The organism is Methylobacterium sp. CCH5-D2 (assembly GCF_001556475.1).
Lineage (GTDB): Bacteria > Pseudomonadota > Alphaproteobacteria > Rhizobiales > Beijerinckiaceae > Methylobacterium > Methylobacterium hispanicum.
The window spans coordinates 1-6,141 of the sequence record NZ_LSIX01000809.1; the positions used below are offsets into that span (position 1 = coordinate 1).

General features: G+C 71.3%; 4 protein-coding genes and 2 pseudogenes. 5 read left to right on the forward strand and 1 reads right to left on the reverse strand.

Annotation, left to right across the window (positions count from 1 at the left end):
- A pseudogene (locus tag AX737_RS21350) lies at positions 1–310 on the reverse strand (diguanylate phosphodiesterase); the annotation flags it as partial.
- A gap of 250 nt (positions 311–560) precedes the next feature.
- Here AX737_RS21350 and AX737_RS21355 point away from each other — a divergent pair.
- The 5 genes and pseudogenes from AX737_RS21355 to AX737_RS21375 all read left to right on the forward strand — a co-directional run.
- Positions 561–1,862, forward strand: coding sequence for a Gfo/Idh/MocA family oxidoreductase (locus AX737_RS21355; protein WP_066924736.1), 1,302 nt, complete (start codon positions 561–563; stop codon positions 1,860–1,862).
- Positions 1,863–2,136: 274 nt separating this feature from the next.
- Positions 2,137–3,390 (forward strand): oxalate/formate MFS antiporter, encoded by a 1,254-nt coding sequence (gene oxlT, locus AX737_RS21360; RefSeq protein WP_197430670.1) that lies wholly within the window; start codon positions 2,137–2,139, stop codon positions 3,388–3,390.
- Between the two features lie 196 nt (positions 3,391–3,586).
- Complete coding sequence (locus AX737_RS21365) at positions 3,587–4,744, forward strand: glycosyltransferase (protein ID WP_238230043.1); 1,158 nt, start codon at positions 3,587–3,589, stop codon at positions 4,742–4,744.
- Positions 4,726–5,460, forward strand: a complete 735-nt coding sequence (locus AX737_RS21370; RefSeq protein WP_066924740.1) for a class I SAM-dependent methyltransferase — start codon at positions 4,726–4,728, stop codon at positions 5,458–5,460. The genes AX737_RS21365 and AX737_RS21370 overlap by 19 nt, the downstream gene beginning before the upstream one ends.
- Positions 5,457–6,141 (forward strand): annotated as a pseudogene (locus AX737_RS21375) (hypothetical protein); the annotation flags it as partial. The gene AX737_RS21370 and the pseudogene AX737_RS21375, both read left to right, overlap by 4 nt.

The following is a 6,141-nucleotide window of genomic DNA, read 5'->3' on the forward strand; positions in this document are numbered from 1 at the left end:
GGCCGATCTCGACGCCGAGGTCCGAGACCTCGGCGGTCAGCCCGGACTGGTCCGGCTCCGGTCGCGCGGCCGCGAGCGCCTCCGCCCGCAGCAGCCGCTTGGAGAGACCGTCGATCTCCCGGGATAGCACATCGCAGCGCACCCGCAGCGCGGTGGCGCGGGCATGGGCGGCGAGCGCTCCGAGCGCGCCGAGGAGGGCGAGGGCCAGTGCCCCGGCGCCCGGCCAGAACACCGCGAGGGGCCCGAGGACGACGGCGGCCACCACCCCGAAGGCCGACAGGCCCGCATGCCGGCCGAGGAACCGGAGCATCGCTTGGGTGACACCTGAACGAGATACGCGGGTGCGAGGACCGGTCGAGCTCGGCCGATCCGGGACGCCCTCACGTTGTCGCCGAGGGCCGCCGGGCCGGCAAGGTGGCGGGCGCGGGCCCCACCGGATTTTGCCCCGGTGTGACATCGCGGGCGGGGCGCCCCCGCCCGGCGCGTCGCCGCGGGCCAGGAACCCCCGCGCGAGCGCCTTCATTGGCCGGACGAGATCCCTCGCATAGCGGACATCCCCGATGACGGACGACAGCGCGCTCTCCCGGCGCAACCTCTTGGCGGCGGGCGCCGCGATCACCGGCGCGCTCGGCCTCGGCGGCCGGGCGAACGCCGCCCCGCCCAGCCCCACGGTCCCGGCCGACACGGGCGCGGTGCAGGGCAACCGGGTGATGTTCCCGAACTGGCGCGGCGAGGGCGACAAGCCGCCGGCGCCCACCCCCGCGCCGCAGCCGGTGGCCAAGCGCACCGGCTACTGCGTGGTCGGCCTCGGGCGGCTCAGCCTCGACGAGATCCTGCCGGCGCTGGGCCAGACCAAACATGCCCGGCTCGCCGCGGTGATGTCGGGCTCGCCCGAGAAGGCCCGGCTCGTGGCGCAGCAGTACGGCGTGCCGGAGGACGCGGTCTACGGCTACGGCGACTGGGACAGGCTCAAGGCCAACGCGGACGTCCAGGCGGTCTACATCGTCACCCCGAACGCGGTGCACCGGGACAATGTTCTGGCGGCGGCGGGTGCCGGCAAACACGTGCTCTGCGAGAAGCCGATGGCGGCGAGTTCCGCGGAGGCGCGCGAGATGATCGCGGCCTGCGAGCGCGCGAACGTCCGGCTGATGATCGCCTATCGCTGCCAGTACGAGCCCTTCAACCGCGAGGTCGTGCGGATCAGCCGGGCGGGCGAGTTCGGTCGCCCGCGCCTGATCCAGGCCTTCAACGGCCAGACCTCGGGCCTGCCCGAGCAGTGGCGCCTGCGCCGGGCGCTCTCGGGCGGCGGCGCGCTGCCCGATATCGGTATCTACTGCCTCAACGGCGTGCGCGCGCTCCTCGGCGAGGAGCCGGATCAGGTCACTGCCCGGATCCACTCGCCCCCGGACGACCGCAAGTTCGCCGAAGTCGAGGAGAGCGTGAGCTTCACCCTCACCTTCCCCTCCGGCGTGATCGCGCAGTGCATGACGAGCTACGGCGTGCACGAGGCGCGCCGCCTCACCGTGCACAGCGCCGGCGCCGAGATCGATCTGGAGAACGCCTTTGCCTACACGGGCCAGCGCCTCTTCGTGACACACCGCAGCGGCAAGGCCGTGACGCGGGACGAGCGGCGGCTCTCCCACAAGAACCAGTTCGCTTTGGAGATGGACCACTTCGCCCGCTGCGTCCAGGAGGGCCGCCGCCCGCGCACGCCGGGCGAGGAGGGTCTGCAGGACCACGTTCTGATGGAGGCGATCTACGAGGCGGCCCGCACGGGGGCTGCGGTGAAGGTCGGACCGCCTGCCGGCCGCGGTCCCGGCCTCGACGTCACCCGCGGTCCGGAGCCGGACGAGGCCGGCTGACACGTTCTAGAAAGACCTCTAATCCTGAAAAATGCGCCTCCCATGCAAAAATTTCGTTGGCACCCGGCAAGAAAATTCCGGTTGCCAACGCTGTCATCATTACAAATACTGCATACCAGCGATGCCGCCGTATCTTACCAAATGATGGTGGTCGCTGGGAAAGCATCGACCGGAGGCGCGGGAGGACATTTGTCCGATCGCGAACCTATTGCCGGCGAGGGAGAAGGAGACGCCCATGACATCCTCCGCCGCAATACGCGCAGAGGCGAGACCCATGGCGGGACGCTGGCTCCAGCTCGGGCTCGGTGTACTCTGCATGGTGGCAGCCGCCAACATCCAGTACGCCTGGACCCTATTCGTCCCCGAGATTCAGAAGACCTTCGGCTGGGATCGCGCCGCGATCCAGGTCGCCTTCACCATCTTCGTGGTGGTCCAGACCTGGCTCACCCCGATCGAGGGCTACTTCATCGACAAGTACGGCCCCAGCAAGGTGCTGATGTTCGGCGGCCTGATGACGGGTCTCGCCTGGGTGGTGAACTCCTACGCGACCTCGCTCACCGGCTTCTACATGGGCTCCATCGTCGGCGGCATCGGCGTCGGCTGCGTCTACGCCACCTGCATCAACAACGCCCTGAAGTGGTTCCCGGACCGGCGCGGCCTCGCGGTCGGCCTGACGGCGGGCGGCTACGGCGCGGGCTCGGCGCTGACCATCCTGCCCATCGCCAAGATGATCGATGCGGGCAGCTACGCCCAGGCCTTCTTCACCTTCGGCCTGATCCAGGGCGCGGTGATCATCCTGGCGGCGATCTTCGTGCGCGGCCCGTCCGGCGGCGAAGTCAAGTTCTCCTCGACCGTGCTCCAGTCCCGGCGCGACTACACCCTCAAGGAGGCCCTCAACACGAAGGTCTTCTGGGTGATGCTGCTGATGTTCACCTGCACGGTGACCGGCGGCCTGATGGCGGTGGCCCAGCTCGGCGTGATCGCGCAGGACCTCGGGGTGAAGAACTTCCAGGTGAACCTGTACTTCTTCGCCATGGCGGCGCTGCCCTTCGCGCTGATGCTCGACCGCATCATGAACGGCGTCTCGCGTCCCCTCTTCGGCTGGGTCTCGGACAAGATCGGCCGCGAGAAGACGATGTTCATCGCCTTCGCGATGGAGGGCATCGGCATCGTGGCGCTGGGCTACTTCGGCTCGAACCCCTGGGCCTTCGTGATCCTCTCGGGCATCGTGTTCCTGGCCTGGGGCGAGGTGTACTCCCTGTTCTCGGCCACCGCCGCCGACACCTTCGGCTCGAAGCACATCGGCAAGATCTACGGCGTACTCTACTGCGCCAAGGGCCTCGCCGCTCTGTTCGTCCCGGTCGGCAACCTCCTGATGCAGGCCACCGGCACGTGGTCGACCGTGCTCTACACGGTCGCCATCATGGACCTGACCGCGGCGGCGCTCGCCATCACGGCACTCCGTCCGATGCTGAAGGCCCACCATGCCCGCAACGGTGTGATGAACCCGGTCTCCACCGGGCACTGATCCCGGCCTCACGGACCTGCGACGAGATCGGGGCGCGGCGCGAGCCGCGCCCCGATCCGTTTCGGCGCGGCCTGCCCGTCTCCTACATCCGTCCTTAACCGTGTTTCGCCATCCTGCCCGTCGAGCCGGCTCAGGGCGTCCGCTACCCGGACCAGCGCGACCGGAACCGTCGGCGCCCGGGGGGATGATGAGGGACGTGGTCGACGCTCCGCCGGAGCGGCCCGGGGACCGTTTCGCCCGCGCCGCACAGGAATTGGCAGGCCTGCGCGCGACCGCCGGGGAGGACGCGTTGCCGATCGGCATCGTCGTACCGGTCTACAACGACTGGGCGGCCTTCCGGCATCTCGCCCAGTCGATCGGGACCGTCTGCGAGACGCGGAATCTGACGGCCGACCTCATCGTGGTCGACGACGGCTCGTGGCAGTGCGGGGACGAGACGCTGCGCGCCATCGCCGACGCGGCGCCGCGCCTGCGCCTCCGGCGGGCGACCCTGGTCGCCAATCTGGGGCACCAACGCGCCATCGCGGTCGGCCTCACCGTCGCGAGCGCCCGCGCGGCCTCCTACCGCGCCGTGATCGTGATGGACGGGGACGGCGAGGATCGTCCGGAACACATCCCGTACCTCTTGGACACGAGTGCGGCCCATCCGGACGCGATCATCTGCGTGCGGCGCGGCCGCCGCTTCGAGGGCGCGCGCTTCGCCCTGGGCTACGCCGTGTTCAAGGCCTTCTTCGTGATCGGGACCGGCAAGACGATCGATTTCGGCCATTACTGCGTGATCCCGCCGCGGGCGCTGGCCCGCCTCGTCCACAGCCCGGCGCTGTGGAGCCATTTCGCCGCGACGCTGCTGCGGTCCGGCCTGCCCCTGCACCGCGTGCGCCTGGACCGGGGCACGCGCTACGCGGGCCGCTCCAGCATGAACCTGACCAGCCTGATCCGGCACGGGCTCAACGCGATCGCGGTCTTCGAGGACGTCTGCCTCGTCCGGCTCCTGATCGCCCTCGGGCTCTTCTCCGGCGGCCTCGTCGCCGCGCTGGTCGCGGTGGTCGCGATCCGCTTCGGCACGGACATGGCCGTGCCGGGCTGGGCCACGAGCGCGGCCGGCCTGCTCCTCGTCGCGCTGCTTCAGGCGATCCTCCTCGCGCTCGCCTCCGCGGCCTCGCACCTCAACCGCCGGTCCCTGTCCGAGGTGGTGCCGGCCCGCGAGGCCGAGCGCTTCCTGGTCCCGAGCGCGGATCCGGCGCAGCGGGCGTCCCCGCCCTCCTCCGGGGTGCCGCCGGACGAGGCAGCTGGGCAAGGGATGGCGTGGCAAGACGCGGCATGGGAACGGACGACATGGAAAGCGGCCTCCTGACCGCGGACGGCTACGTCGGCACCGAACTCGACCTTTTCGCCGCGGCACGTTCCTGGAAGGCCTACTGGTCGCGCGAGATAGCACCGTTCCTGCGCGGCCGGGTGCTCGATGTCGGGGCCGGTCTCGGTGCGACCGCGGAGATCCTGGCCCGCCGGCCCGGCGTGACGCACTGGACCTGCCTCGAGCCGGACCGCCGCTTCGCCGCCGCGCTCGCCGCGAAGGCGGCGGCGGGGACGCTGCCGGCGCACGTCCGCGCCTGCCACGGCACGCTCGCGTCCTACACCGGCTCCTGTGGCGACCCGGAGCCCTACGACGCGATCCTCTACATCGACGTTCTCGAACACGTCCGGGAGGACCGGGCGGAACTCGCGCGGGCGGCGGCGGCTCTCGCCCCGGGCGGCGCCCTCGTGGTGCTGGCACCCGCCCATCCCCGCCTCTACTCGCCCTTCGACGCGGCGATCGGGCACGAGCGGCGCTACACCAGCGCCAGCCTTCGGGCGGTCGCGCCGGACGGCCTGAGGCTCGTGCGGCTGCGCTACCTCGACAGCGTGGGCCTGGCCGCATCGTTCGCCAACGCCGCGCTCCTGCGTCAGACGATGCCCACGGCCCGGCAGATCGCCGTCTGGGACCGGCTGATGGTGCCCCTCTCGCGCCGCGTCGATCCTCTCATCGGCTACCGGGCGGGCAAGTCGGTCCTGGCGGTGTGGACGCGATGACGACCGGCACCGGCCCGCTCGCCGGGCGGGCGGCGATCTCCGGCGGAGCCCCGTCCGGGAGCCCCCGCTCCCGGGCCGGCGCGGAGATCGGCCACGCCCTCCTGGCCGCCTGCCTCGCCGCCGCGACCGCGGCGATTCCCCTCCTGCACGAGCCGAGCTTCTATTTCCGGGACGATGCCCAGTCCTACTTCCTGCCCGGCTTCCTCGAGATCGCCCGGCTGATCCGGTCGGGAGAGTGGCCGTTCCTCACGCCGCGCCTGTTCCAGGGCGGGGCGTTCCTCGCCGAGTACCAGTACGGCCTTTTGAACCCCGTCTGCCTCGCGCTCTACCGCGTGCTCGACGGCTTCGAACGCCTCGACAGGGCGGCCGCCTTCTACGCCGTCTTCCATGTCGGCCTTCTCGGCGCGGGCACTTACGCGCTCGGGCGCAGCATCGGCACCGGGCGGCCCTTCGCCGTGCTCGGCGGCCTCGCCGGCGCCACCTGCCTCGGCGTCGTCGACTGGGGTGCGGTGAGCTGGGTGCCGGGCCTCGTCAGCGCGGCTTGGCTCTCGTGGGCGGCCGCCTTCCTGATCTGGGCCGGGCAGGACAGCCGCTTCATCGCGCCCGCGGCGCTGGCGGTCTTCCTCGTGGTGGCGAGCGGCTGGCCCTTCGCGGACGCGGCCCTGCTGGCGGGTCTGGCGG